The organism is Corynebacterium sp. 20-84 (genome assembly GCF_053479455.1).
In genome coordinates this window covers 29,440-53,004 of the sequence record NZ_JBRBCB010000012.1, presented here as the reverse complement: position 1 = coordinate 53,004, position 23,565 = coordinate 29,440, and the positions used below count along the sequence as shown (strand labels likewise).

Genomic DNA, 23,565 nt, shown 5'->3' with positions numbered 1-23,565 from the left:
CAGCTATGCTACACCACCGCCAACCGCCGACCACTAACTCTGGCGGATTGATTGACGATCAGTGGTGGCGGAGAGCTCACCGCTACAAAACGGTGAGTTCCTTCGGTGCCGGGGTGATCACCTTCGGCGCACCGGAGGTGATGATGAGAGTGTCCTCAATACGCACACCGCCCTTACCCGGCACATAAATGCCAGGTTCAATGGTGAGCGTCATGTTCTCCTCCAGCACGCCTTTGCCGCGCGTCGATGCCGCCGGACCTTCATGCACGTCGAGCCCGATACCGTGACCCGTGGAATGCACGAAGTAATCGCCGTACCCAGCAGCGTCGATAATGTCGCGGCACGCCTTATCGACGTCGACGAGTGCGCGCCCCGGCGTCGCCGCCGCGACTCCGGCCTTCTGTGCCTCGAGCACGATCTCGTAGATCTCCCGGTTGAAATCCGACGGCTCGCCGATACAGAACGTGCGCGTCATATCTGAATTGAAGCCGAGGTAATGGGCACCGAAATCAATGGTGACCAGGTCCCCGTCGGTCAGCTCCCGGTCGCCGGCGGCGTAGTGCGGCAACGCCGAATTGGGGCCCGAAGCGACGATGGTGTCGAAGCTGACGCGCTCAGAGCCCAACAGGCGCATCCGGTATTCGAGATCAGTAGCGACCTGCTTCTCAGTCCGGCCGGCGCGCAGCTCACCAGCGTCGATAAGCTCGCGCAGCGCAGTGACCGCGATATCTGCTGCTTCCTCAAGTTTCTGGAGCTCGAAATTGTCCTTGGTCAACCGGATCTGCTCAACAACGCCCTTGACGGGCACGAGCGTGACCGACTCCGGGGTGGCTTTGTTCAGGCTGTCGAGTTCATCCACCGTGGTCCGCGAAGGATCGAAGCCGACTCGCCACCCTTCCGGCACTGTCGCCAGGACAGCCGGACCGGCATCACGCTGAATGATCGCCTCGATATCCGGAACCTCCTCCGCGATCTGCGTGGTGTACCGGCCGTCGGTCGCGATCGCGGAGGACAGATCCTTATTCATCAGCAATGCGCCGTTGGAACCGCTGAAGCCGGAGAAATAGCGGACATTCGTCGGTTCCGTGATCACAAATGAGTCGATCCGCTGCGCGGCGAGTTTCGCCGACAGCTTGCGGCGGCGGGTGAGAAAACGGGAATCAGCGAAGCTCATTAGTGAACGTCCCTCCTCAAGAAGTAATCGAGCGCCATCTCGTAGCCTGCGGTGCCCAACCCGGCGATGACGCCGGTGGCAATCGGTGAGAGGTACGAGTGATGGCGGAACGGTTCGCGCGCGTGCACATTCGAAATGTGCACCTCGATGAAACCGGGGGTGCCCTGCAGCTCGACGAGAGCATCGCGCAGCGCCACCGACGTGTGGGTGAACCCTCCCGGGTTGATGATCACGGGCCAGGAGTGATCGGCTGCCTCGTGAACAGCATCGATCAATTCGCCCTCGTGGTTCGACTGGATGAATGCGATCTCGACCCCAGCCTGCTCGGCACGCTCGCGGAGGCGCTGCTCGATATCGGCCAGCGTCGTCGTGCCGTACACATCCGGCTGCCGCTTGCCCAACCTGTTCAAGTTGGGGCCGTTGAGTACCAGAATCTTCACGGTGGCCTCCTCACCGAGGGAGTTGATGTCAGAAAAGCGTCACGATGACAGTTCAGTGTACGCGGATCGGAGCTCCTCGATCCCCGCATCCTCGATTCGGGTGGTGCTGCCAATGTCATCCAGCACAACGAAACGGATCTGGCCGTTGCGGTTTTTCTTGTCGTGCGTCATGCCCTCGAAGAGCTCGTCGAATGCGTCGGCGTCGTAGGTGGTCGGCAGACCGATTCCTTCGAGGATCTCGCGGTGAAGCTCCACCACGTCGTCGTCGATAAGCCCGCGATTGCGCGCGAGAATAGCGACGAACATCATGCCCACCGCGACGGCATTGCCGTGACGCCAGCGGTAATTCTCGCGCTTTTCAATTGCGTGGCCGAGCGTGTGGCCGTAATTGAGGATCTCGCGCAGCGACGATTCCTTGAGGTCCTGGGCCACGACGGAGCCCTTCACCGCGACGGAACGCTCGATGAGCTCTGCGATTTTCTCGGCCGGGCTGCTGCCACCGGCGCGGTAGATATCCAAGATGATCGGGTCAGCGATGAAGCCGGTCTTGATGATCTCGGCCGAGCCTGCGATGAATTCCTCCTCCGGCAGCGTCTCCAGTCGGTCGAGGTCAATGAACACCGAATCCGGCTCGTGGAAAGCACCCACGAGGTTCTTGCCCGCGGCGGTATTGATACCGGTCTTGCCACCGACGGCCGCATCGACCATGGCCAGAAGCGTCGTGGGAACTTGGACGACCTTGATGCCGCGCATCCACGTTGCAGCGACGAAACCAGCCAGGTCGGTCGTCGCTCCCCCGCCCAGGCCCACGACAACGTCCTGGCGGGAGAAATTCTTCTCGCCGAGGGTGTCCCACAGCTTTTCTGCGACAGCGAGCGACTTGCCGTCCTCCGCATCCGGAATCGGGGCCAGCGTCGCGCTGATGCCGTTGCCCTCCAGCCGCTGTTGGAGAGATTCCGCCGCCGCGGTCAGCGGATCCTGGTGAACGATCAACGCCTGACGGGCACCGATCTCAGCGATGCGCTGCGCCACCTGGTCATCCAGGCCGTGATCGATCCGGACGGTATACGGCGATGGTCCTGCGACCTGAATATCAGCCATGGCGGTTCTCCTTGGTTGAGAGGCGGCGTTGTGTGTCTGTGCCACTGCTGGACTGTGCTGGACTGCCAGCTGGGCCAGGTTCTCCGCTAGCGGGTATCGATGAGAGCGAGAATTTCGGCCACGAGGCGCTGCGGCGGGCGCGAATCGGTGCGCACCCGGTGCATCGCCACCTCGCGGTAGTACGGCTCGCGGGACTCCAGCAGGGCGCGGTAGTGCGCCTCCGGATCGTCGGCCTGCAGCACCGGGCGGGAATCATTGCCCGAGGTGCGGCGCACGCCCTCCTCGACCGAGACATCGATCCAGACGACATGGTGCGCCTGAAGGAGTTTGCGAGTGGATTCGGTGAGCACCGCGCCCCCGCCAAGGCTGACCACGCCGCCGGACGCGAGCGAGCGTGCGACGTATTCTGCCTCGACCTCGCGGAAACGTTCCTCACCAAGCTCGCTGAAGACCTCACCGGTCGGCTTGCCTTCGCCCTTAGCAATCAGATCGTCGGAATCGACGAGTGGCAGGTTCATTGCGCGGGCGAGACGTCGCCCAATCGTGGATTTTCCGGCACCCGGCGGGCCGACGAGGACGACGCGGGGTGAGCCGTGGACGACGGGTTCCTCCGGGGCGCCGAACGCGGCGGCGTCGCCGTGGGAGCCGACTGGCTCGCCCCCGCCGGGCAAGATCTGACTACGTTGACGCGTGCTCGGTGCCGGGGTACCGGAGGTGGCCGGGAAGCGTGCCGGACGCTGATGGCCCGTTACTGAATTAGTCATTTCCGTTTCCTCCGAATGCGAGACGCTCAGACACGTAGTGCTTATACGCTTCGACGTTCCGTTTCGTTTCCTCAACACTGTCTCCGCCGAATTTCTCCAGCGTTGCGCGAGCTAACACGAGTGCGACCATTGCCTCAGCGACGACACCGGCAGCGGGCACCGCACACACGTCGGAACGTTGGTGGATGGCTGTGGCCTTCTCCCCCGTCGCCATGTCGAGCGTCTGCAGCGCGCGGGGCACGGTGGAGATCGGTTTCATCGCCGCGCGCACGCGCAGCTGCTCACCGTTCGTCATGCCACCTTCGAGCCCGCCCGCACGGTTGGTGGCGCGATGGACACCATTCTCATCGCGGAGAATCTCGTCGTGCGCCTCCGAACCGCGGCGGCGCGCTTCCTCGAAACCATCGCCGACCTCGACGCCCTTGATCGCCTGAATGCTCATCAGGGCCGCCGCGAGTTGCGCATCGAGGCGCGTCTCACCGGAGACATGGGAGCCGAGCCCGATCGGCAGACCGTCCACGATGACCTCGACAATGCCGCCCAAGGTGTCGCCCGCCTTCTTCGCCGACTCGATTTCGGCGATCATGGACTCCTCCGCGTCCTTGCCGAAGGCGCGCACGGGAGATTCATCGATCGCGTCAATGTCGCTGAACTGCGGGGACGGACCATCGTACGGATCCGAGGCACCGATGGAGATCACGTGAGAGTAGACCTCCACACCGAGCACCTCCCGAAGAAACGAGCGCGCGACAGTCGCGGCCGCCACGCGGGACGCAGTTTCGCGTGCCGACGACCGCTCCAGCACCGGACGTGCCGCATCAAAGCCGTATTTGACCATGCCGGAGAAATCCGCGTGGCCCGGGCGCGGGCGCGTCAGGGCTGCGCCGCGGCCGGAGTTCATGGCCTTGGCCACGTCGGGATCGTCGTAGTCCAACGCGTCCGGCGACATGATCGTCGTCCACTTCGGCCACTCAGTGTTACCGATCATGATGGCGATCGGACTGCCAATGGTCTTGCCGTGGACCACGCCGGTCAGCAGGGTCAATTCATCCTGCTCGAACTTCATGCGTGCGCCACGGCCGTAGCCGAGCCGGCGACGCGCGAGCTGGTGACCGATCTCATCCGCGGAGACAGTGACCCCAGCTGGCATATTCTCGACCAGTGCGACAAGCGCCTGACCGTGGGATTCACCTGCGGTAGTCCAACGAAGCATGCAGGCATTGTCTCATATTGATGTCAGGAAAGTGCTAGCAAACCCCACGATCCAAGCCGCAGCAAGCATAGATGGCCCGTGGGCCATGGCCTTCGCCTTGTTGATTAGTAGCGCTACCACGGTGAACATGCTGGCAAGAAGCATGGCCGCGAGCACTGCGCCCGCCCCTCCAACCAGCGCCATCGCTACCCCCAGGGGCACCGCCAGCTTCACGTCTCCCCCGCCGATCCCGCGGCCTGAGAACAGGTACGCCCCGGGCCAGATGAATCCGAACACACCGACCGGCATGGCCACGCACGTAAGAAGCGCCGCTCCAACTGCCGGCAAGGTCCACGCATCAGGCAGCCGCCGTTGCTCCACGTCCACCACCACGAGCACCACCGTCCACACCGCGACGAGAGCGCACATGATCACGGTGACCACGATCGCTGTCGCCGAGCTGACTGCTACGACCCCAGATGAATCCCCCATGAGCCTTACGCTAAAGCCACCACACCACAGTGCGCACGGCAAGAATGCGCACTGTAATGCGCAGTGCTTAATTTATTGGATCCGTTGACTCAGGCTGTGTCTGATCAACGGTTCATGCGCGTCAACGGTTCTTGCGCGTGACCCCGGTGGGTGCGACCCATCCGACGTGGCGGAAGAGCGCTTCGCGCATCTCTTCGCGCGGGGCAGGCACACCAGTGAACTGCTCGAATTGGGAATACGACTGGCAGGCGAGCATGACGAGCCCGCCGACGGTCAGGTGGCCGTTCGACGCAGCCCTGGTCGCCAGCGGCGTGGGCCAGGGGTTGTAGATGACGTCGAGAAGCGGAGCGTGCCCGAGCTCTTTTTCCCGTCCCTCGAGCGCGGCGGGAGGAACCGTGGAAATAATGAGGTCCACGCTCATCGCCAGCGGCTCGAGGTCACGGTTGAAATCAATGAAGTCCGCCTCCACGCCCCTAAGCAGCGGGAGCAGCTCATCCGAACGGTCGGAGCGATTGAGCACCGTGACCTTCTCCGCCCCGTGCTCGGCCAGCGACCACAGAGCGGGTCGCGCGGTTCCGCCGCCGCCGATCACGAGAGCATGCCCGATCGCAGTTTGCTTGCCGACGAGCTCATCCAGCGCCCCGGCGATTCCCTCACAGTCAGTGTTGTCGGCGCGCCACGTACCGCCGTCGCGGACGAGCGTGTTCGCCGAACCGATCGCCTGTGCGCGCTCCGAGACATCATCGGCGAATTCGAGGGCCGCGAATTTCCCCGGCATCGTCACTGAGAAACCGCGGTACTCTTCCCCCGCTCCGCCGACGATGCCGGGAAGCTGCTCGGCATCGCACTCGATGCGTTCGTAGGTCCACCCCTCAAGCCCGGCCGCTTCGTAACCGGCACCGTGCAGGACCGGCGACAAAGAGTGCTCGACCGGGCTGCCGAGGACGGCTGCTTTACCGCCGCCGGCGGGAATCGCTGTGCTCATGTGCTCGTGCTTCCGCTTCTAGAGCGCCTGTCTGACGCTGCCCGACCTAGCGCTGTGAATCGAGGATGCCGGAATCGTACGCCTTCTGGACGTTAGCCTGGTGCTCCTCGAAGGTGTTGCTGAACAGGGTCGTGCCCTTGTCGTCGACGGTGACGAAGAACAGCCACTCGCCTTCCGCCGGGTGCTCCATCGCCTGGATCGCTTCCTCGGACGGGGATGCGATCGGGGTCTTCGGCAGGCCGTCCATGGCGTATGTATTCCACGGCGTGACCTTCTGGCGGTCTGTGTCGCCAGTAGCCAGCTCAACCGATTCGAGGCCGTAGTTGACGGTGGAGTCGAACTCCAGTCGCATCGGCTCCTTGAGGCGGTTGAGGATCACGCGGGCGACCTTGTCGAATTCGCCTTCCGGCGCCTCGCGCTCAACCAGGGATGCTGCAGTGAGCAGATCGTACGGGCTCAGGCCCACGGCCTTGGCGCGGCCGACGATATCGGTGCCGTTGTACTTGTCCGCCGAGCGAGTGATCAGGTCCTTCAAGATCGTCTCTGCGTCTGCACCCGGGTCCACGATGTACTCGCCCGGAGCAATGAGACCCTCGAGGCGCTTCGGGTCCCCCTTGTGGGCGTTGACCCGCTCGATCGCCCATTCCGGCACACCGAGGCTGGCGGGATCGGAATTCGCCGCAACGTCGTGGAGGTCTTCCACCTTGACGCAGTCCTTGTTCTCGCCGTCGGAGCCGCACGAGACATTCGAAATATTGGTGTAAATACCGAACCGGGTGTCGCCGCCGACGACCTTGACGTCCATGAGCGTCAAACCGCCAGGGATTTTCAGCATGTCCACCTTGTTGGCGGGATCGAGCAGCGCGGCCACTGCCTCTTCGGCGCTCATTTTCTCCTGCAGGCGGTAGAAGCCCGGCTGGATACTGTCCGCATCCGGATTGGTCATCGCCGCATTCTGGAAGGCTTTGTCCGAGCGGACGATCCCCTTCTCGGCGAGCGCGGGGCCCATTGCAGTAAGCGAGGATCCTTCGGGGATCTCAACGACCTGCTCGACGCCATTGCCGGCACCTTTGAAGTCGCTTCCAGTGGAGTTGCTGCGTGCAAAAGCAATGTAGACGACGGCGCCAATGATCAACAGGATCGATGCGACCAACACCGCGACACCGCGGGTGCGCCCCCCAGACGTAGTTGCCGAGCTCACGTTCAGGTCTCCTTGGGTTCTGGCGACGTGCCCGCACCGTGTGCGGCAGACGTATCTGCCTGCTCCGGCGCGCCCATGTCGCGGTAGTTGTTTCGTCCGTCCAGCCAGGACTGGAGGATGGCCACTGCCGCGGCCTGGTCAATGACAGATCGTCCAGCTTTCTCACTCACACCGGACGCGCGCAGCGCGTGCGTCGCCTCCACGGTGGTGAGCCGCTCGTCGGCATACCGGACCGGTACATCGCTGCGGCGCGAGATCCGGAAGCCGATTTCCTTCGCGTGCTTGACGCTGGACGAACCATTTCCTTGCAAATCGCGCGGAAGCCCCACGACGACTTCAACGGCGTCGTACTCCTCGATGATCTCCAGCAACCGTTCAATATCCGCGCCGTCGCGGTCTTTGAAACCCGTGACGCGCTTGACTGTCTCCACCGGGGTGGCCAGGCGTGCATCACGGTCAGAGGAAGCGACGCCGATCCGGACGGTGCCCACATCGAGACCGATGCGGCGGCCGTTCCCCGGGTCGTCGACCCCGGGGGTATCCGGATGAACTTTCATCGTTGGCGGGTTCCCTTTTCTCGTGCTGGAAGTGCCGTCGTTTCCACGGTAGTGCCACTCGGCACGGTCGTGGACCATGGACAGGGCGTGTCACGTAATCAATTCGTGACCTTCCTGAACCCTATCCTATATCTGGGCGATGCGGTCCCGAAGGGCTGCGAAGCCGGCATCAATGCCTGCGGCATCCGAACCAGAGCCCTGCGCGAGATCCGGCTTACCGCCGCCCTTACCACCGACATATCCGCCGAACAGGCCCACGAACTCGCCGGCCTTAACGCCCTCGTCGACAGCTGCCTTTGTCGCAGCCACAGCGAACGGCACCTTGCCATCGGCATCCGCGGCCAGCACGATCACTGCCGGGGAATCGCCGAAGCGGCCGCGCAGATCCGTGGCGATGGTGCGCATGTCGCCGCCGGTCGTGCCGTCGGGAAGCTTCACGCTCAGGTAGCGGAATGCCCCGACTTCTTCTGCCTTATTCACCAGCTCACCAGTCTGGTTGGCCAGTTCCTTCTTGCGCAGATTCTCGATCTCCTTCTCAGCGGCGCGGAGGCGCTCGGTGAGCTGGGCGATGCGCTCCGGAAGATCCTCAGACGGGGTCTTCATCTCGCCGGCGAGCATGTTCGCGATAGCGGCTTCCTTGGAGAAGTACTGGAAGGAATCCATGCCCGAGTACGCCTCAATACGGCGTGCACCCGATCCGACAGACGACTCGCCGAGCACGGCCACCGGACCGATCTGCGAGGAGTGGTCCACGTGCGTGCCACCGCACAGCTCGATGGAGAACGGTCCGCCGATCTCCACGACGCGCACCTCGTCGCCGTAGTTCTCACCGAACAAGGCCATTGCGCCCATTGCCTTCGCCTCGTCCAGGGAGGTCTCGAAGGTGTTGACGGCGAAGTCCGCGTCGACCGCCTGGTTGGCGATGGTCGCGATCTCCTCCAGCTGCTCGGGGCTCAACTGGTCGGTGTAGTTGAAGTCGAAGCGCAAGTAGCCCGGCTTGTTCATCGAGCCAGCCTGCACAGCGGTCGGGCCGAGCACCTGACGCAGCGCCGCGTGAATCAGGTGCGTCGCGGTGTGCGCCTGACGGGCACCGTGGCGCCACGTCGGATCGACCTCCGCGCGGACGGTCTGGCCGACGTCGAGGCCGCCGTTTGCCACCGTCGCCTTGTGCACCCAGAGTTTCTTGTTGCCGACTTTCTGGACATCGTGCACGTCGAGGACCGTGTCGCCGACGATGATGCGGCCGCGGTCGGCGAGCTGGCCGCCGCCTTCGGCATACATCGGGGTGACATCGAGAATGACCTCGACCTCGTCGCCCTGGGCAGCCTCCCCGACCTTCTCGCCGCCACGGACGAGGCCCAGGACCTTTCCTTCGTGGCTCAGCTCGGTGAAGCCGACGAATTCGGTCGGGTGACCGTCGATCCACTCACGGTAGAGCGACTCGTCAATATTGCCGTGCTTCTTGGCCTTGTTATCGGCCTTGGCGCGCTGCTTCTGCTCGTCCATCGCGGCGTGGAAGGCATCCATGTCCACGTCCAGGCCAGCCTCGGCAGCCATCTCGAGAGTCAGGTCGATCGGGAAGCCGTAGGTGTCATGCAGCTCGAAAGCCTTCTCGCCCGGAACCGTCTTCTGGCCGGCAGACTTGAGCGCCGTGGCCGTCTCGTCGAAACGCGTGGTGCCAGATTCGAGGGTCTTCAAGAAGGCCTTTTCCTCGGCGATGGCGACGCGAAGGATGCGCTCGCGGTTGTCCGCGATCTCCGGGAAAGACGGTGTCATCGTGTCCATGATGGTGTTCATGAACGTCTCCAGCGTGTTGCCAGTGGCACCCAGCAGGCGCGCGGAACGCACGATGCGGCGCATCAGGCGGCGCAGGATGTAGCCGCGGCCTTCATTCGACGGGGTGACACCGTCGAGAATGATCATCATCGCGGTGCGGGAGTGATCGGCGATGACGCGGAAGCGCACATCGTCTTCCTGCTTGCCGGCGCCGTACTTCGTGCCGGTCAGCTTTTCGGTGGCCTGAATCACGGGTGCGAGCAGGTCTGTCTCGTAGACATTGTCCACGCCCTGCAGCAGGCAGGCGAGGCGCTCGATGCCCAGGCCGGTATCGATATTCTTCTTCGGCAGCTCGCCGACGATCTCGAAATTGCCCTTCTTATCGCCCTCGCCGCGGATGGACTCCATGAACACGAGGTTCCAGATCTCCATGTACCGGTTGTCGTCGGCGATCGGGCCGCCGTCGGCGCCGTATTCCGGGCCGCGGTCGTAGTAGATCTCGGAGCACGGGCCGCACGGGCCGGGGATGCCCATGGACCAGAAATTGTCCTCCATGCCCATGCGCTGGATGCGGTCAGCGGAAACACCGACCTTGTCACGCCAGATCTCGGCCGCTTCATCGTCGTCCGTGTAGACGGTCACCCACAACCGCTCTGGGTCGAGCCCGAAACCGCCATCGGCCTGCGACTTCGTCAGCAGGTCCCACGCGAGCGTGATCGCGCCTTCCTTGAAGTACTGGCCGAAGGAGAAATTGCCCGCCATCTGGAAGAAGGTGTTGTGGCGGGTGGTGATGCCCACTTCCTCGATGTCCAGGGTGCGCACGCATTTCTGGATCGAGGTGGCCTTGCCGTTCTCGAACGGCGGGTTCTGCTGCCCCAAGAAGTACGGCTTGAACGGCACCATGCCCGCGTTGACGAACAGCAGGGTCGGGTCGTCGAGAATCAGCGAAGCGCTAGGCACGGGCGTGTGCCCAGCGTCGACGAAGTGCGAGGTGAACCGGTCGCGGATCTCATGGGTCTGCACAGAAGAATCCTTAAGCGTTAGTAAAGCGTTGACAGTGCGTTTCTCGTCGTTACACCTTACCCGCGCTACGCCATCTCACGGTCACTAGCTCACGGGCACAACGCTTACCCGCGCCTATTCTCCCCGCACCATTTCCCTCAGCCTCTCCGCATAGGACTGAATGCGTTTCTCCGCTCCATGGTCGGTGGGCTGGTAGTACCGGGCATCGTCGAGCCCTTCCGGCATATACCGTTGCTCCACTACACCGCGCGGGTCGTCGTGCGGGTAGAGGTAGCCGACCGCATGCCCGATCTTTTTCGCTCCTTCGTAGTGGCCGTCACGAAGGTGCGGCGGAACGGCACCGGTGCGTCCGGCGCGGACGTCGGCAAGCGCTGCGTCGATCGCTTTGATCACCGACGGCGACTTGGGCGCGGTGGCCAAATGGATGGTGGCTTGTGCGAGCGGCAGTCGGCCCTCCGGCATGCCGATGAACTGCACGGCATTCGCCGCCGCGGTCGCCGTTTGCAGCGCCGTCGGATCCGCCATGCCGATGTCCTCGGACGCGTGGATGACCAGGCGACGGGCGATGAACCGCGGATCCTCTCCCGCTTCGATCATGAGCGCGAGGTAGTGGAGCGCCGCATCCACGTCGGAGCCGCGGATCGACTTGATGAACGCGGAGGTGATGTCGTAGTGCTGGTCGCCATCGCGGTCGTAGCGCACCACTGCACGGTCAACGCTGTTCTGCACGACCTCGAGGGTGATCGATTTATGCTCCCCGCTACCTGCGCCCTCGGCAGCCGCTTCGAGGTAGGTCAACGCGCGGCGCGCATCGCCCCCGGCGAGCAGAACAAGCTGCTCACGCGCGTCGTCGTCAAGCGTCACTGCTCCGCCTAGCCCTCGTTGGTCTTCGACCGCGCGGTCGATGACGGTCCTGATGCCGTCGTCGTCAAGCGATTCCAGCTTCAACAGCAACGAGCGCGACAGCAACGGCGCCACCACGCTGAAGGACGGATTTTCTGTCGTCGCTGCCACGAGCAGCACCGTGCGGTTTTCCACGGCGGCGAGCAACGCGTCCTGCTGCGTCTTCGAAAAGCGGTGCACCTCGTCGATGAACAGCACCGTGCGCTGCCCGCGCACGAGGTCCTGCTTGGCCCCCTCGAGCACCTCGCGGACTTGTTTGACGCCCGACGACAGCGCCGACAACCCCACGAAGTTCTGCCCCATGGCACCCGCGATGAGCGATGCGATCGTCGTCTTGCCGGTGCCCGGTGGGCCATAGAGAATCACCGATGCTTCGCCGGAGCCCTCCACCAATCTGCGCAGCGGACGGCCTGGGCCGAGGAGGTGCTCCTGGCCCACGAGCTCATCGAGGGTCCGCGGCCGCATCCGGGCTGCAAGCGGTGCTGAAGACCCCGCGTCGAAAAAAGCGGTGCCCCGCGCAGCGCTGCTGAGGCTCGCTCCGGATTGCCCCGAGCTACCCGAGCCCGACGGATCCGTGAACAAACCGCCCTGCGTCATACCAGCTGCTCCGCTACCCGGCGGGCGAAATCCGCCGTCACCGCATACGTCGGCTCCGTGCCCGTCGCCGCGTAGCGCGCCAGGGCGTCGAAGGTGCCGGCCACATCCCTGCGGATCACCCGCGCCTCAGCTTCGTCCTCGGGCGCCTCCCCGTCTCCTGCTGCATTCTCTACACCCCGCACGTACTCGAGCAACGAGGCACTGAAAAACGCCCAGCCGATGAGTGCCGCGGTGATCCGCGCTTGCAACGTGTCGTGGTTGAGCACCGACGGCCACACGTCGCCGACTTCCGCCACCCACGCTTCAACGAAGACTGCCGTTTCATGCTCGCTGATCGGCCGCGCCGAAATGTACTGCGGGAAGCCAGCGATCACCCCGGCGATATCCGCCACGACATCACGGAAACCAGCCCACTCGTAGTCGAGGAATTGCGCGCGCTCGGCGAAAATAATGTTGTCCGGCGACAGGTCGAACGGCGTGAACGCCCGCGACCCGCCGTGCAGCATGCGCACCTGCACCGTCTGGGCCACAGCAGCGACATCCGCGGGCACGTCAATGCCCATCTGTCGGATGATGTCCACGCCTTCTTCAATCCGGTTTTCTAGCATCGCTTCGCGCTGAATCTGGATCTCCCGCGCGCCGTCGATGGAGCGGAGCATGCGCGCCAGCAAAATATTGAAGCTCGTCTCCGCCCCTGCCGTTCCGGCATGCATTTTGCCCAACGACGTGCCCAGATTCCGCAGCAGACGCACGCGCGCCTCGTCGTCGGACTGGTCGAGCAGATCAGCGAAGGTCTCACCGTTGCCCACATCCGACAAGATCAGCGTGCGACGCTCGATGTCGTACCCCAGCAACACAGGACCAGGGCGCACATCTTCGCTTAACGACGTCGTGAACTGGTACGCCACCACTTCCCTCAAGAAAGCTGCGTCGTCCACCTCGTCATTCGACTCCGGCGAATATTTCACCACGACTGACCGGTGAGGAAACACCGGATTATTCGCCACACGTAGACGCAGCACCGTCGTCGCACCGGTACCGCTGAGCTCCTCAGGGTCCGTCAACTGCTGCTGCCCGCCGTAGCGGTTGTTCAACACCGCTTCGGCAGTGGCGATGATTTCTTGGTTATCCAGCATGTTCAGACAGCCGGCGCAGAGCACTCACGACCCCGGCCGGCCTCGCCCTTTTAGTTGTCCGCCTCGGCATTGTTCTCGGTCTCGGTCTTATCCTCGGCCGAGGCATCCTTCTTCTCCGGCTTGAAGTCCACGCCGGTCTCCTTGCGCTGGGCAGCCGGAATGGTGCCCGGGGCGTCGGTAAGCGGATCGACGCCACCGCCCGACTTCGGGAAGGCGATGACATCGCGGATCGAATCGAAGCCGCCCAACAGCGACACGATGCGGTCCCAGCCGAACGCGATGCCGCCGTGCGGCGGTGCGCCGTAGGAGAATGCGTCGAGCAAAAAGCCGAATTTCTCCTGCGCTTCCTTGTTGGTGATGCCCATGACGTCGAAGACTCGCTTCTGCACGTCCTGGTTGTGGATACGGATGGAGCCGCCGCCGATCTCATTGCCGTTGCAGACGATGTCGTAGGCGTAGGCGAGCGCCTCGCCCGGCTCCTTGTCGAAGGTGTCCAGGTACTCCGGCTTCGGCGACGTGAACGCGTGGTGCACAGCCGTCCACTGCGAGTGGCCGAGTGCGACATCGCCAGACGCCGTGGCATCGGCAGCCGGCTCGAACAGCGGTGCGTCGACGACCCAGGTGAACGCCCAGTCGCCTTCCTTGATCAGGCCGAGCTTGTTCGCGATCTCGCCACGAGCGGCGCCGAGCAGCGCACGGGAAGACTTGGTGTCGCCAGCAGCGAAGAAGATGCAGTCGCCCGGCTTCGCGCCGACGTGATCGACGATGCCCGCCTTCTCCTCGTCGGTGATGTTCTTCGCGACGGGGCCAGTGAGCTCGCCGTCCTCCTGCACGAGGATGTACGCCAAGCCCTTGGCACCGCGCTGCTTCGCCCAGTCCTGCCATGCGTCCAGCTGACGACGCGGCTGCGATGCGCCACCGTCCATGACAACAGCACCGACGTACTCGTTCTGGAACACGCGGAACGGGGTGTCCTTGAAGAACTCAGTGCAGTCCACCAGCTGGATATCGAAGCGCAGATCCGGCTTGTCCGAGCCGTACTTCTCCATCGCTTCCTTGTAGGTCATGCGCGGAATCGGCGTGGTGATGTCGTAACCGATCAGCTTCCACAGCTCAACCAGGATCTCCTCGGCGAGCTCAATGACGTCATCCTGGTCGACGAAGCTGGCCTCAATATCCAACTGGGTGAATTCCGGCTGACGGTCAGCGCGGAAATCCTCGTCGCGGTAGCAGCGCGCGATCTGGTAGTAGCGCTCCATGCCCGACACCATGAGCAGCTGCTTGAACAGCTGCGGGGACTGCGGCAGTGCGTACCATGTACCCGGACGAAGACGAGCCGGAACTAGGAAGTCGCGGGCACCCTCCGGGGTCGAACGCGTCAGAGTCGGCGTCTCGATCTCCACAAACTCGTGCTTGTTCAACACGTCGCGGGCAGCTTTGTTCGCCTTCGAACGCAGGCGCAGAGCCTCGGCCTGGCGCTCACGGCGCAGATCCAAGTAGCGGTAACGCAGGCGAGTCTCCTCGCCGACCTCGCTGGAGGAGAAATCCTCCACCTGGAACGGCAGCGGCGCAGAGGTGGACAGGACAGTCAACTCGGTCGCATTGACCTCGATCTCGCCGGACGCGAGATTCGGGTTAGCGGAGCCCTCCGGACGCGGCTCAACGACACCGGTGACCTTCACGCAGTACTCGCTACGCAGGTCGTGAGCGGCCTCAGCCACCTCGGATTCACGGAAGACGACCTGGGCGTAACCGGAACGGTCGCGCAAGTCGATGAAGATCACACCGCCGTGGTCACGGCGGCGGCCGACCCAACCAGTCAGCGTGACGGTCTGGCCGTCCATTTCTTTACGGAGATCCCCTGCAAGGTGAGTGCGCAGCACGGTTTCCTCCACGTCCTTCCACGTGTTGTCCAACTATTTCTCAACTCACGTGAGTCTACCGAATGGCCCCGGTGCATCTCCCTAGAAGGTTCCCACCCCCGGAACCTCCCTTAGTTATGGCATGATTTGGCCCATGACCTTTAAGAGTGGTGTGACGCCCTCCGGGCGTGGAGTCAGTACGAGCAGTGGCCCCAGCGGCGGCAGAGGCGGCGGCATGCCCATCATGCTCGGCGGCGGCGGCCTCGGCACGGTCGTCCTACTCGTCCTCTACCTGCTTCTCAGCCGCGGTGGTGGCCTTGGCGGTGGCCCGGCCGAACCCGGCCAGCAGGCTCAGCAACAGCAGCAGCAGGGCGAAAACAACCTCGAACACTGCAGTGCTGAAGGCGCCGTGAACGAGTACGCGGATTGCCGCGCTGCTGCCATGGCCGATTCGCTCAACGCTGTGTGGCCCACCGTGCTCTCCGAGCAGGCCGGCATCGAATACAGCGAGCCGGGTCTGCGTCTGTTCCAGAACAGTGTCCAGAGTGGGTGCGGTAATGCGTCGTCAAGCACGGGCCCCTTCTACTGCCCGCGCGATGAGCACATCTACCTCGACACCAGCTTCTTCGATCAGCTTGAACAGCTCGGCGGAAGCTCTGCTCCCCTGTCTCAGATGTACGTCGTCGCCCACGAGTGGGGCCACCACATTCAGAACCTCGAGGACACCCTCGGTCTGAGCAACTACGAAGACCCGGGCGAGGACTCCGCAGCCGTCGCCATCGAGCTGCAGGCTGACTGCTACGCCGGTATTTGGGCATCCCAGGCAGACAAGGGCGAAAACGCCCTGCTCGAGCCCATCACCGAGGATCAGCTGAAGTCGGCGATTGAGACCGCCCGCGCCATCGGCGATGACCACATCCAGCAGCACTCCGGCCAAGACGTCAACCCGGACGCCTGGACGCACGGTTCCTCCGAGCAGCGCCAAGAAGCGTTCCTCAGCGGCTACAACAGCGGTTCCATGGCCAAGTGCGACACCCTCAACCGCGGCGTGTACAAGGGCTAGATCGATATACAAGCGATGACCAAGGACGACAACAGCAGCGATCAGGACGCTCAGCACAGCGCACGGCCCAGCAATCGCGCTGTGCCGTTTCTCGCGGCGTTCAACGAGATCGAGAGTTTCCTGCGCTCCGCCTTGGATGCGAAGAAGACCGACGGCTTCAACTGGATGGTCTCCAAAGCGGAAAAGCGCCACATTGTCACCACCGGACAGGCCAACGATCTCAAGGAATTCGCCGGGCTTAGGAACGCCATCAGCCACGGCGAATACCAGGACTACCGGCCCATCGCCGAACCCCTGCCCGAGGCAGTCGCTGAGATCGAGGCCATCCGCGACCAACTCCTCCACCCAGCCCTGGCTATCGATGTCATCGGCCACCAGGACGTGATCACGTTCTCGCCCGACGAGGACATTCACGAGGCACTCCACGCCATCCGCGACACGGGCATCTCCCAGTTCCCCATTTACGACGACAAACAGTGCCGTGGCGTCCTGACCACCAACACGATCGCCCGGTGGCTCGCCGACGAGCTCGGCGAAGACGATTCCATCGCCAACTCGAGCATCGAGCACGTGCTCACCTTCAACGAGCGCAAGGACAAGGCCGTGTTCCTTCCCCGGACCGCCACAGCCACCGAGGTCATTGCCGCGCTCACCGCACCCTCGCGCAAGCAGGTCCTGCCCCGCCTCGTGATCATCACCGAGCACGGTCACAACAACCAGCAGCCCCTGCGCGTGATCACGCCCTCGAACCTGCCCGCGCTCTTCGACGCGGTCTAGTTCAGTGCCCGCGCGGGATGCTGGTGGGCCTGCACCAACTATTTTCCGGCAGATCCCCCAAGATCCCGCCCCACCAAAATCGGGCTTCAGTCCCCCAGCTCCTGCCCGAGCGGGCCTGCCAGCACAAGGCGCACGAGATACAGCGCCACCGCGGGCACGAAGAAGAACACCAGCGGCACGGAGAAAGCAAGCGGCAGCTTGACGACGAGCCACACTGCCCCGGCCACCACCGCCACCGCGATGAGCGTGCGGCCGAGGAACTGGAACGTGTGCTGGATCGACGATGTAGCGAGCTGAGCGAAACTTGGGGCCGGCGAGTTCTCAGCACCCGAACTGCCCGAACTACCCGAGTGAACTGAACCGACCGACGCCAGCGCAAAGAACCACACGCTGATTCCGGCGATGATGAATGCTCCGGCCAACGCCAGAGCTTGGATCACCGTGAGCGCGAAACCATCCACGCCGGCTTGGAAGACCACGAACTGCTGGTAAACCAAAAGCGCACCGGCAGCCAATAACAACACCCAAAACAGGGAGACAGCTTTCCACCGCACGGTGAGCTGGCGAATGAACATGAGAGCGTAGCGGGAGCCCCGGCCCTGCACCATCTCCCCGACCACGACATTCGCGGCACGCCAGGCGGCGCCGCCGGTGACCACCGGCAGCGAGGTGACCACCAGCAGCATATTCAGGATCACGATGTCCGCCAGCAGCGTGAACGCCGCCATGAACTTCGAGTCGGGGTGGAAAAACTGCATGACCGGACCGCTACCTGACCATTAGCCCTTCACAGCGCCGGCGGCGACACCCTCGATAATGTGCTTCTGCGCGGAGATGTAGAAAATGATGATCGGGGTGATCGCCAGCACGAGCATGGCCATCATGGCACCCAGGTCGCGGTCGCCCTGCGAGCCGATGAACTGCTGGATCACGACCGGGATGGTGCGGTACGGGGTGGACAGGCCGATCACGAGGTACGGCAGCAGGTAGTCATTCCAGATCCACATCGCGTTCAGAATCGCCACGGTGATGGCGGTCGGCTTCAGCATGGGCAGCACGACGCGGAAGAAGGTGGATAGCGGGGAGCAGCCGTCGATATGCGCGGCTTCTTCGATTTCCAGCGGGATGGATTTGATGAAGCCGGAGAACATGAACACACTCAACCCGGAGCCGAAACCGAGGTAAAGCACGACCATGCCAAGCGGATTAGCCAAGCCAAGGCGGTCGGCAATGACCACGGTCGGGAACATGACCATCTGGAACGGGATGACCATGGAGAACACGAATGCGTAGTAGAGCGCGCTCGTCCACCAGGTCTTTACGCGGGTGATGTAGTAGGCGGTCATCGCGGAGAAGAACACGACGGCGACAACGGAGCTGATCGTGATCACGAAGGACCACACGATCGCCCACCCGAATCCTTCGCCTTGAATACCGGTGATGTAGTTCGTCAGCCCGGCCCACAGTTCACCCGTCGGCAGCGCGAACGGGTTCGTGGAGATGGCGAAGCGGTCCTTGAACGAGTTCAACAGAATGAACGCGATCGGCCCGAGGAAAACGACGGTGAGAAACACCAGCACCGCGTAGATGAGAGCTTTGGAGCCGCCCGACACGGTCGATTCGTCCCCGGCCTTTTTCTTTTTGCTTATCGACGGCACGTTCCGGTCCGCCTTCTTATCCGCTTTGATACTCGTAGTCATGGTTTATGCCTCCACTTCCCTGCTGCGGGTGGCGCGCAGCTGGAACATAGCGATAGCGACGACAACGACGACGAAGATGACTGCCTTCGCCTGGCCGACGCCCTCGGCGCCCACTCGGTTGAACATGGTCTTGACGATGTTGAGGGCGACCATCTCGGTCTCGCCGCCGGGAGCGCCGTCAGTAAGAGCCAGGTTCTGGTCGTAGACCTTGAACGTGTTCGACAGCGTCAAAAACAGGCAGATGGTGATCGACGGCATCATCAGCGGAATGGTCACATGCCGCAGCTGCTGCCACTTGGACACACCGTCGATTTCTGCGGCCTCGATGAGCTCCGGCGGGACGTTTTGCAGGCCGGCGATGTAGATGATCATCATGTAGCCGATGAGCTGCCAATTCATAAGCATGATGAGGCCCGCGTAGCCGAAGCGCCAGTCGGCGGAGATCGTGGTCTCGTAATTAGCCAGCACGGCATTGATCATCGACTGCCAGGTGTAGCCCAGCACGATGCCGCCGATCAGGTTCGGCATGAAGAAGACCGTGCGGAAGAAGTTGGTGCCGCGCAGTTTGCGGGTCAAGATCCACGCGATGGCGAATGCGATGACGTTGACGGTGATGATGGACACCACCGCGACAAGGATCGTGAACAGCAGTGCGGAGACGAAGCCCTCGCGCTCGCTGAACACGCGGGCGTAGTTGTCCAAACCGACCCAGGTGGCGTCGGTGATGGTGGTGAATTTAGTGAACGATAGTGCCGTACCGACGATGAACGGCACGAAGAACGCGATGCCGAATGCGAGGAGCGTCGGCAGCACGAAGATCGGGAAATATTGCTTCAGTGTCTGTTGCATGATGTGATCCTGTGGTTGCTCCCGGCCCGCCTAATCCAACAGCGCGATCTGGTTGGCCATCTCGTAGTTCCAATCTTCCTTGAGCTTGTTCACCAAGTCCTGCCACGTGAGATTTCCGTTGGCGTACTGGGCGAGGTTCTGCCCGTAGAGGTCACGGAACTGCTGGTTCGGGGTGTACTGGAAGTCCCACGGAAGCGCTTCTGTCCCAGTGTCATTGAGTGCTTCCTGCACTTGGCGCGCCAGCGGGTCGTCCGGGACGTCGTCGACGTCGTAGTTTTCGAACGGGGCGATGAAACCGAGGTCGTTGACAACGAGTTCTTTGCCCCGCTCGGACAGGAAGAGCCACTTCAGGAAGTCCCTTGTGGCCTGCTGGTCTTCCTCGCTGGCTTTGTTGTTGACCGACAGGAAGTTCTCAGTGCCGACGTTGATACCGACGTTCTCCTCGTTCGGCAGCCCCATATACATCGGCATGAACTTGACCTTGTCTTCTTTGACCACGTTGCCGCCCTCACCGGAGATCTGACCCCAGGCCCAGTTTCCGTTCTGCACCATGGCTGCTTTGCCAGTGGCGAATTCAGCCATGGCATCGGACACAGCACGCGCAGATGCCAAGCTTGGCTTCACCGTGGAATTCTGCAGGTACAGGTCGAAGAGGTTGTGGTAGTTCTCCCCGTAGGTGAACTCCACATCGGCCATATCGGAGAAGTCCTGGATGTCGCGGTCGACGATCTCGTAATGGAGGGGACCGTTCATGAGGTGGTTGGTCCAGCGCCATTCCTCACCGGCACCGAGCGATGTCGCGGCGAATGCGCCCTCGATGCCCAATTCATCCTTGCGAGCCTGCATATCCTCGGCAACGGCCTTCAAGTCGTCGAAGGAGTTGAGCTCCTCCATGGAACCGACCTTCGCATTCGGCAGTGCGAAGTAGGCGTCCATGATCTCTTCGTTGTAGAGAATGCCGAAGCCCTCCATGGCGAAGGGAATGCCCACTACTTGGTCATTCGCATTGGTAATCGGCTGGGCATCGTCCTGCAGAGCTTGGGTGATCTCGTAGTCAGACATGTCGGCCAAGTAGTCCTTCCAAATGCCGTAGCCTTCTTGGCCATTGATCTGGAACAACGTTGGCGCATTGGACTTGGCCATCTCGGCCTTGAGAGTCTGCATGTAGGAACCAGATGCGGCGGTGACCACTTTGACCGGAACGCCGGTCTCGGCGGTGTACTCTTCCGCGATCTGCTCGAACTGCTCCGCCTGCTCCGGTTTGAAGTTCAGGTAGTACACGTTCGGGCCGTTGTTCTGCCCGCACGCGGTGAGCAGCGACGCGCTCAACCCGACAGCGGCGACGGCCGCTAGTGCTCGGGTGGTCGGTTGCATGGGGTGTACCTCAATCATTGTTCTAGGGGGTGTGGGATTCAGGGGCTATCGGATATATCGGGATTGTCGGCAGTGTAGATCCGCGCCTCATCGGGCCGCTCAGGCAAGATGGTGCGGAAATAGGATTCGGCGGCTTCTTCGAGGCGGACATAGCGTGACTCGTTCTCCGAGACGAACCAGCGGTGGTCGAGGATCTCGTGGAACACCTGAGCGGGCTCGAGCTTGGCTCGCAGAGCGGGCGGGGTGAGCGCCACGATCGGTTCGTATCGGTTCACCAACCAGTCCAGAGCGACGTCCTCCAAGGAAATGTCACCGTCGTAATGGAGTGCCCGGTAGACCTCCATTTCACCCAGCAGACGCTGCGCTTGACGGTCCTGGACATCGAGTCCGGTGAGCTGCTTGAGCTTGCGGCGGTGAAAGCCCGTAGAAAACACGGCAGGCTCAATGCTCACGCGGTACACGTCGACGTTGTCACCGGTGGGATTACCGTCGGCATCCACATCGGGCCGGGTGGCGTGGGTGATTTCAGTCTCCCCGATATCGAAACCCAGAGCCTGGATCTTCTCGATGTGCTCAGCGATCTGTCCGAACGCGTCGCCCTCGACGACCAGCTCGTCGGTCATCAGGCCCCACAGTTCGTGGTAGGTCGCATCGACGGCATTGCCGAGGGCGATGACGTCCACGGAGGCGTCGATAAGCCCGCCTGCTTGAAGGTCCATGAGTTCGCCGATGATGTTGACGCGGGCGAGCTCGACGTCGTAAAGCCTGCGCCCTTGGGACAAGGGGGCGTGGAACTCACCCGTCTCCGCGTCGACAAGGTACGCGGAGAATTCATCGGCGTCTCGGCGGAACAAGGTGTTAGACAGCGACACGTCGCCCCAATAGAAATTCAGCAGGTGGAGGCGCACAAGCAGAACGGCGAGCGCGCGGATGAGCTTATTCACTGTCGCTGGGCCCAACGCGCGGCTGAACACGTCGCGGTACGGCAAGGAGAACTCCAAGTGCTCAGTGACCAGGCACGGAGTGAGCTCCTCGTCGCGTGCGTCGTCGGTGCGGTGCGCGATCACCGCGACCGGCTTCACGCACGGAATGTCGAGATCCCGGAGCTTCTTCAACGTCCGGTACTCGTGATAAGCGACGGACTCTCCGATCTCCTTGATCGCTAGCGCCAATCCGCCTGCTGAAATGAGCCGCACCGTGTGGCGCGAAATACCGCGCGGGTACGCCGCGAGCAACTCTTCAGGCCAGTCCGCGAGAGGAACAGCCCACGGCAAGCCAAGCAGAACTTGTGCATACGCCGGCGACTGGACGCTCATTTTCTCGGACATGGGCTGTTCACCTCACGGCGCGCGGCAGGCGCCTAGATCCTCTTTCCTGTCGCCTTGGAGAACACGTGGAGTCCACCCTCGTTGACAGCGACGTGGATGATGTCGCCGCCCTTGATGCCGGACATCGGTGCCACGCGCACGACGATCTTGCCCGCGACGGAATCGTCGGTGCCCTCTTCGCGCCACTCGCCGCCCACGAGGTGGCCGTAGATATAGGAATCGGAGCCGAGCTCCTCCGTGAAGTCGACCTCGATGGGAACGGTGTGCTCGGTGCTCTCCGGCACGACGGTGAGCGCCTCCGGGCGGAAGCCGAGGATGACCTGGCCGTTATCTTCCGGAGTCAGGGCCTGGACATGCTCGGGCGCGAGCGGAATCGACGCACCGCCGAGTGTGGCCACATTGCCCTCGACATTGAAGGTGGACAGGTTCATTGCCGGCGAACCGATGAAGCCGGCGACGAAGACGTTATCCGGGTGTTCGTAGAGTTCGCGCGGGGTGCCCACCTGCTGCAGCACGCCGAAGTTGAGCACGGCGATACGGTCGCCCATCGTGAGCGCCTCAGTCTGGTCGTGCGTGACGTAGATCGTGGTGACGCCCATCCGGCGCTGCAAACTGGCGATCTGGGTACGGGTCTGCACACGCAGCTTGGCGTCCAGGTTGGACAGCGGCTCGTCCATGAGGAAGACCTGCGGTTCGCGCACGATCGCACGGCCCATGGCCACACGCTGGCGCTGACCGCCCGAAAGGGCCTTCGGCTTGCGGTCCAGGTACTCCGTCAGATCGAGGGTCTTCGCGGCTTCCTCGACACGGCGATCGATATCGCCCTTGTCCATGCCCGCAATCTTGAGGGCAAAGCCCATGTTCTCGCGCACGGTCATGTGCGGGTACAGCGCATAGTTCTGGAAGACCATCGCGATATCGCGGTCCTTCGGGGACTCGTGCGTGACATCACGGTCGCCGATCAGAATACGGCCCTCATTCGTTTCCTCCAGGCCCGCGAGCATGCGCAACGCGGTGGACTTGCCGGAACCAGAGGGGCCGACGAGGACGAGGAACTCACCGTCTGCAATTTCAAGATCAAGCTTATCGACGCTCGGTTTAACCGCCTTCGGATAAATCCTCGTCGCCTTGTCGTAGGTCACTGTGGCCATGTGCTTCTCCTCTTCCGGCGGGCGCGAACCGCCACCGGTCATCCATATTTCAAACCTTAGTTTGACCCTAACACCAGCTGGCCTGCGCTAAGTAGCTCACCTGCTCAAAGGTTTGTGCCC

At 62.7% G+C, this 23,565-nt stretch carries 21 protein-coding genes; 2 read left to right on the top strand and 19 right to left on the bottom strand.

Features of this window, described 5'->3' with window-relative positions:
* Positions 1–82 precede the first annotated feature (82 nt).
* The 13 genes from ACUY2Y_RS09910 to aspS form a co-directional block, all read right to left on the bottom strand.
* Positions 83–1,174 carry a M24 family metallopeptidase gene (locus tag ACUY2Y_RS09910; RefSeq protein ID WP_448326124.1) on the bottom strand — a complete coding sequence of 364 codons (1,092 nt, stop codon included), beginning with the start codon at positions 1,172–1,174 and terminating at the stop codon, positions 83–85.
* Positions 1,174–1,614, bottom strand: a complete 441-nt coding sequence (gene aroQ, locus ACUY2Y_RS09905; RefSeq protein ID WP_448326122.1) for a type II 3-dehydroquinate dehydratase — start codon at positions 1,612–1,614, stop codon at positions 1,174–1,176. Before aroQ ends, ACUY2Y_RS09910 begins: the two co-directional genes overlap by 1 nt.
* 39 nt (positions 1,615–1,653) lie before the next feature.
* Complete coding sequence (gene aroB, locus ACUY2Y_RS09900; protein ID WP_448326120.1) at positions 1,654–2,715, bottom strand: 3-dehydroquinate synthase; 1,062 nt, start codon at positions 2,713–2,715, stop codon at positions 1,654–1,656.
* An 86-nt stretch (positions 2,716–2,801) separates the two neighbouring features.
* Positions 2,802–3,479, bottom strand: a complete 678-nt coding sequence (locus tag ACUY2Y_RS09895) for a shikimate kinase (RefSeq protein WP_448326118.1) — start codon at positions 3,477–3,479, stop codon at positions 2,802–2,804.
* Positions 3,472–4,692, bottom strand: coding sequence for a chorismate synthase (gene aroC / locus ACUY2Y_RS09890; RefSeq protein WP_210573462.1), 1,221 nt, complete (start codon positions 4,690–4,692; stop codon positions 3,472–3,474). Before aroC ends, ACUY2Y_RS09895 begins: the two co-directional genes overlap by 8 nt.
* Positions 4,693–4,704: 12 nt before the next feature.
* Complete coding sequence (locus ACUY2Y_RS09885; RefSeq protein ID WP_448326115.1) at positions 4,705–5,163, bottom strand: prepilin peptidase; 459 nt, start codon at positions 5,161–5,163, stop codon at positions 4,705–4,707.
* 121 nt (positions 5,164–5,284) lie between these two features.
* A complete protein-coding gene (locus tag ACUY2Y_RS09880; protein WP_448326113.1) occupies positions 5,285–6,148 on the bottom strand; it encodes a shikimate dehydrogenase in 864 nt (287 codons plus the stop codon).
* A 46-nt stretch (positions 6,149–6,194) separates the two neighbouring features.
* Complete coding sequence (gene mltG / locus ACUY2Y_RS09875) at positions 6,195–7,349, bottom strand: endolytic transglycosylase MltG (protein ID WP_210573466.1); 1,155 nt, start codon at positions 7,347–7,349, stop codon at positions 6,195–6,197.
* 2 nt (positions 7,350–7,351) lie between these two features.
* On the bottom strand, positions 7,352–7,906 hold the full coding sequence (ruvX, locus tag ACUY2Y_RS09870; protein WP_210573468.1) for a Holliday junction resolvase RuvX: 555 nt from the start codon (positions 7,904–7,906) through the stop codon (positions 7,352–7,354).
* Positions 7,907–8,032: 126 nt separating this feature from the next.
* On the bottom strand, positions 8,033–10,705 hold the full coding sequence (gene alaS / locus ACUY2Y_RS09865) for an alanine--tRNA ligase (RefSeq protein WP_448326111.1): 2,673 nt from the start codon (positions 10,703–10,705) through the stop codon (positions 8,033–8,035).
* A gap of 114 nt (positions 10,706–10,819) precedes the next feature.
* Positions 10,820–12,205, bottom strand: a complete 1,386-nt coding sequence (locus tag ACUY2Y_RS09860; RefSeq protein WP_448326109.1) for a replication-associated recombination protein A — start codon at positions 12,203–12,205, stop codon at positions 10,820–10,822.
* Entirely contained in the window at positions 12,202–13,341 is a 1,140-nt protein-coding gene (locus ACUY2Y_RS09855) for a phosphotransferase family protein (protein WP_448326108.1), read from the bottom strand. Before ACUY2Y_RS09855 ends, ACUY2Y_RS09860 begins: the two co-directional genes overlap by 4 nt.
* A gap of 50 nt (positions 13,342–13,391) precedes the next feature.
* Complete coding sequence (aspS, locus tag ACUY2Y_RS09850; protein ID WP_448326192.1) at positions 13,392–15,224, bottom strand: aspartate--tRNA ligase; 1,833 nt, start codon at positions 15,222–15,224, stop codon at positions 13,392–13,394.
* A 133-nt stretch (positions 15,225–15,357) separates the two neighbouring features.
* Between aspS and ypfJ the strand changes: the two genes are divergently transcribed.
* Positions 15,358–16,266: a KPN_02809 family neutral zinc metallopeptidase gene (gene ypfJ, locus ACUY2Y_RS09845; protein ID WP_210573473.1), complete on the top strand. Its 909-nt coding sequence runs from the start codon at positions 15,358–15,360 to the stop codon at positions 16,264–16,266.
* Between the two features lie 15 nt (positions 16,267–16,281).
* Positions 16,282–17,043 (top strand): CBS domain-containing protein, encoded by a 762-nt coding sequence (locus ACUY2Y_RS09840; protein WP_448326105.1) that lies wholly within the window; start codon positions 16,282–16,284, stop codon positions 17,041–17,043.
* 86 nt (positions 17,044–17,129) lie between these two features.
* On the opposite strand, the gene ACUY2Y_RS09835 is transcribed toward ACUY2Y_RS09840, so the two are convergent.
* The 6 genes from ACUY2Y_RS09835 to ACUY2Y_RS09810 are packed head-to-tail and all read right to left on the bottom strand — an operon-like array spanning position 17,130 to position 23,445.
* Positions 17,130–17,801, bottom strand: coding sequence for a MusI family membrane protein (locus tag ACUY2Y_RS09835; RefSeq protein ID WP_448326104.1), 672 nt, complete (start codon positions 17,799–17,801; stop codon positions 17,130–17,132).
* A gap of 21 nt (positions 17,802–17,822) precedes the next feature.
* Positions 17,823–18,743, bottom strand: coding sequence for a carbohydrate ABC transporter permease (locus tag ACUY2Y_RS09830; protein ID WP_448326103.1), 921 nt, complete (start codon positions 18,741–18,743; stop codon positions 17,823–17,825).
* Between the two features lie 3 nt (positions 18,744–18,746).
* A complete protein-coding gene (locus tag ACUY2Y_RS09825; protein WP_448326101.1) occupies positions 18,747–19,592 on the bottom strand; it encodes a carbohydrate ABC transporter permease in 846 nt (281 codons plus the stop codon).
* Positions 19,593–19,622: 30 nt separating this feature from the next.
* The gene (locus ACUY2Y_RS09820; RefSeq protein ID WP_448326099.1) at positions 19,623–20,966 is read right to left on the bottom strand and encodes an ABC transporter substrate-binding protein; all 1,344 of its coding nucleotides are present in this window, start codon (positions 20,964–20,966) and stop codon (positions 19,623–19,625) included.
* A 38-nt stretch (positions 20,967–21,004) separates the two neighbouring features.
* Positions 21,005–22,294 (bottom strand): DUF4032 domain-containing protein, encoded by a 1,290-nt coding sequence (locus tag ACUY2Y_RS09815; protein ID WP_448326097.1) that lies wholly within the window; start codon positions 22,292–22,294, stop codon positions 21,005–21,007.
* A 32-nt stretch (positions 22,295–22,326) separates the two neighbouring features.
* The gene (locus ACUY2Y_RS09810) at positions 22,327–23,445 is read right to left on the bottom strand and encodes an ABC transporter ATP-binding protein (RefSeq protein WP_448326190.1); all 1,119 of its coding nucleotides are present in this window, start codon (positions 23,443–23,445) and stop codon (positions 22,327–22,329) included.
* Positions 23,446–23,565 lie beyond the last annotated feature (120 nt).

Excerpts from the sequence above, each read along its gene's own strand:
- ACUY2Y_RS09895 (WP_448326118.1), bottom strand. The coding sequence starts at position 3,479 with ATGACTAATTCAGTAACGGGCCATCAGCGTCCGGCACGCTTCCCGGCC.
- ACUY2Y_RS09810 (WP_448326190.1), bottom strand. The coding sequence starts at position 23,445 with ATGGCCACAGTGACCTACGACAAGGCGACGAGGATTTATCCGAAGGCG.
- ACUY2Y_RS09910 (WP_448326124.1), bottom strand. The coding sequence starts at position 1,174 with ATGAGCTTCGCTGATTCCCGTTTTCTCACCCGCCGCCGCAAGCTGTCG.
- ACUY2Y_RS09825 (WP_448326101.1), bottom strand. The coding sequence starts at position 19,592 with ATGCAACAGACACTGAAGCAATATTTCCCGATCTTCGTGCTGCCGACG.
- ACUY2Y_RS09855 (WP_448326108.1), bottom strand. The coding sequence starts at position 13,341 with ATGCTGGATAACCAAGAAATCATCGCCACTGCCGAAGCGGTGTTGAAC.
- aroC (WP_210573462.1), bottom strand. The coding sequence starts at position 4,692 with ATGCTTCGTTGGACTACCGCAGGTGAATCCCACGGTCAGGCGCTTGTC.
- ypfJ (WP_210573473.1), top strand. The coding sequence starts at position 15,358 with ATGACCTTTAAGAGTGGTGTGACGCCCTCCGGGCGTGGAGTCAGTACG.
- ACUY2Y_RS09860 (WP_448326109.1), bottom strand. The coding sequence starts at position 12,205 with ATGACGCAGGGCGGTTTGTTCACGGATCCGTCGGGCTCGGGTAGCTCG.
- ACUY2Y_RS09880 (WP_448326113.1), bottom strand. The coding sequence starts at position 6,148 with ATGAGCACAGCGATTCCCGCCGGCGGCGGTAAAGCAGCCGTCCTCGGC.
- ACUY2Y_RS09820 (WP_448326099.1), bottom strand. The coding sequence starts at position 20,966 with ATGCAACCGACCACCCGAGCACTAGCGGCCGTCGCCGCTGTCGGGTTG.
- ACUY2Y_RS09835 (WP_448326104.1), bottom strand. The coding sequence starts at position 17,801 with ATGCAGTTTTTCCACCCCGACTCGAAGTTCATGGCGGCGTTCACGCTG.
- ACUY2Y_RS09830 (WP_448326103.1), bottom strand. The coding sequence starts at position 18,743 with ATGACTACGAGTATCAAAGCGGATAAGAAGGCGGACCGGAACGTGCCG.
- ACUY2Y_RS09840 (WP_448326105.1), top strand. The coding sequence starts at position 16,282 with ATGACCAAGGACGACAACAGCAGCGATCAGGACGCTCAGCACAGCGCA.
- aroB (WP_448326120.1), bottom strand. The coding sequence starts at position 2,715 with ATGGCTGATATTCAGGTCGCAGGACCATCGCCGTATACCGTCCGGATC.
- ruvX (WP_210573468.1), bottom strand. The coding sequence starts at position 7,906 with ATGAAAGTTCATCCGGATACCCCCGGGGTCGACGACCCGGGGAACGGC.
- ACUY2Y_RS09885 (WP_448326115.1), bottom strand. The coding sequence starts at position 5,163 with ATGGGGGATTCATCTGGGGTCGTAGCAGTCAGCTCGGCGACAGCGATC.
- ACUY2Y_RS09815 (WP_448326097.1), bottom strand. The coding sequence starts at position 22,294 with ATGTCCGAGAAAATGAGCGTCCAGTCGCCGGCGTATGCACAAGTTCTG.